The sequence below is a fragment of the Sandarakinorhabdus rubra genome (assembly GCF_010994245.1).
Classification (GTDB): Bacteria; Pseudomonadota; Alphaproteobacteria; order Sphingomonadales; family Sphingomonadaceae; genus Sandarakinorhabdus; species Sandarakinorhabdus rubra.
On sequence record NZ_WMHO01000135.1, the window covers coordinates 1 to 2500 of the forward strand.

Here is a 2500-nt window from a genome sequence, read left to right on the forward strand (position 1 = left end):
AAGCCGGTCGTCGGCTGGGACTGAAGCGCGAGCGCACGGCCGAGGCTGCCGAAGCGCCGGCCGAAGCCGCTGCCGACACGGCTGCCGAATCTGGCGACACCGCGCCGCGCCGTCGCCCGCGCACCCGCAAGCCCGTGGGCGAACCTGCTGCCGATTGAGTCCGCCGCTGATTGAGTGACGTTCCGCTCAGCTGTTGTTGTCAGCATCCGGGCGGTCAGCGTCCGGCGGGTCGCCACTGGCCACGAACGCATCGTGGCCGGACCGGTTCGACACGAACAACAGGCCCATCAGCGCGCCGGTGAGCAGCAGCGTGCCGCAGATGCCGCCGGCCACTGCCAGCAGCAGTTCCCAGCGCATCGGTGCCCCATCGTGCCACAGCCAGGCATAGGCGCACCCCGTCGCCACCACGCCCACGCCCAGGCACAGGCGCATCAGCCGCCACACGGGCGCCCAGGGTGTTGCTGCCGTCTGCCGTGGCATTGTTCCGCCCTTGCCTGCGCGAATCTCGGGTCGCGGCTTTGCTTTCCGGTCCAATGGGCGCATCATGTCGCCCTCGCCGGGGCTATGCGCCATCCGGCCGGACGATGAAAGGAGAGGCGGATCATGATCGGTTCGATTCTCGTGGGCAAGCCGCCGGTGGTGAGCGTGGCGCCCGATGCCAGCCTGAGCAGCATATTGGCCCTGATGCACGAACACCGCATCGGTGCGGTTCTGGTGATGGAGGGAGCAGCGATCGTCGGCCTGGTCAGCGAACGTGACATCGTGCGCTGCCTGCACACCCACGGCCGGGCGATTCTGGATGAATGTGCGCGCGACCTGATGTCGGCGCCGGTGGAAACCGTCGGCCCGCACATGAGTGTGTGCGACGCGATGGGAATCATGACCGACCGGCGATTCCGCCACCTGCCGGTCGTGGAGGATGGCCGGGTGCTGGGCGTGGTGTCGATCGGCGACCTGGTGAAGGCCCGAATCGAGGAAGCCGAAGCCGAGGCGCAGGAGCTGAAACACTATATCGCCAGCTGAGCGCCGCGCTTGGCCGATCCCGTGAATGGGCGATCCCTCGGCGATTCGGGGGATGCGGAGGCATTCGGACAGAGCCAGGCTTTGCTTCTTCCAAGGAAGCGACAGAAAATTTCATGATTCCGCAAAAAATCCCTTGCGCCGCCGGGGCTGCCCCCATAGACGAGCGCTCCCGGCCGACGTCGAGCCCCGCTCGGTGCCGAAAGCCAAGACAACAGCAACGGTCAGCTTGACCCACCGACAAAGTGGGCGGACAATCATTGCGGTGCCGGGAATTCCGGTGGTTTTGCAGTCTGCAAAACACGGTGAAAAAAGTTGTTGACGGGTGCTTCCGAGCGGACCATAAGCCGCCCCCGTCGCCGACGACGAGCCCACCGCCCTCTGGTTTGACCAAGGGCAAAGCGCTCGCCGCCGACATCGGACAAGATGCGGGTCAGGAACCTGGGCAACCAGGGGATAGGTCAGCGTCGCTCTTTGACATCGTAGGTTATATGAAGGGACATGTGGGCGGCGGTCCACGGTTCGGGGGTTCAGGCCCTGGATACCGTGGTTAAAACCGAAGCTTATATGTCTCAATACCACAAGCACACCGGCTTTTTGCCGGTATGTCAGTGATGTTGTGCAGACAGAATAAGCTCCTGAACGTCGGTCGGTAGTGGTGGTTTTCCCCGCCAATATCGGTCGCATGAACTTGAGAGTTTGATCCTGGCTCAGAACGAACGCTGGCGGCATGCCTAACACATGCAAGTCGAACGAAGCCTTCGGGCTTAGTGGCGCACGGGTGCGTAACGCGTGGGAATCTGCCCAAAGGTACGGAATAACTCAGGGAAACTTGTGCTAATACCGTATGATGCCGAAAGGCCAAAGATTTATCGCCTTTGGATGAGCCCGCGTAGGATTAGCTAGTTGGTGAGGTAAAAGCTCACCAAGGCGACGATCCTTAGCTGGTCTGAGAGGATGATCAGCCACACTGGGACTGAGACACGGCCCAGACTCCTACGGGAGGCAGCAGTGGGGAATATTGGACAATGGGCGAAAGCCTGATCCAGCAATGCCGCGTGAGTGAAGAAGGCCTTCGGGTTGTAAAGCTCTTTTACCCGGGATGATAATGACCGTACCGGGAGAATAAGCCCCGGCTAACTCCGTGCCAGCAGCCGCGGTAATACGGAGGGGGCTAGCGTTGTTCGGAATCACTGGGCGTAAAGCGTACGTAGGCGGCCATTCAAGTCAGAGGTGAAAGCCTGGGGCTCAACCCCAGAACTGCCTTTGAAACTAGATGGCTCGAACACGGGAGAGGTGAGTGGAATTCCGAGTGTAGAGGTGAAATTCGTAGATATTCGGAAGAACACCAGTGGCGAAGGCGGCTCACTGGACCGTTGTTGACGCTGAGGTACGAAAGCGTGGGGAGCAAACAGGATTAGATACCCTGGTAGTCCACGCCGTAAACGATGAGAACTAGCTGTCGGGGCTCTTAGAGCTC

2 protein-coding genes and 1 rRNA gene (1 of these 3 cut by a window edge) are annotated in these 2500 nt (G+C 61.2%); 2 read left to right on the forward strand and 1 reads right to left on the reverse strand.

Going from position 1 to position 2500, the window contains the following annotated elements; translation table 11 throughout:
• Positions 1-186: 186 nt before the first annotated feature.
• A complete protein-coding gene (locus tag GJV64_RS09305; RefSeq protein WP_164156976.1) occupies positions 187-480 on the reverse strand; it encodes a hypothetical protein in 294 nt (97 codons plus the stop codon).
• A 123-nt stretch (positions 481-603) separates the two neighbouring features.
• Here GJV64_RS09305 and GJV64_RS09310 point away from each other — a divergent pair, with 123 nt between their 5' ends.
• Positions 604-1023, forward strand: coding sequence for a CBS domain-containing protein (locus GJV64_RS09310; protein ID WP_164156977.1), 420 nt, complete (start codon positions 604-606; stop codon positions 1021-1023).
• A 684-nt stretch (positions 1024-1707) separates the two neighbouring features.
• Positions 1708-2500, forward strand: a 16S ribosomal RNA gene (locus GJV64_RS09315) (it continues 694 nt past the right edge of the window).

Bases quoted from the DNA above. Each gene is read 5' to 3' on its own strand.
- GJV64_RS09305 (WP_164156976.1), bottom strand. From the start codon at position 480: ATGCCACGGCAGACGGCAGCAACACCCTGGGCGCCCGTGTGGCGGCTG.
- GJV64_RS09310 (WP_164156977.1), top strand. From the start codon at position 604: ATGATCGGTTCGATTCTCGTGGGCAAGCCGCCGGTGGTGAGCGTGGCG.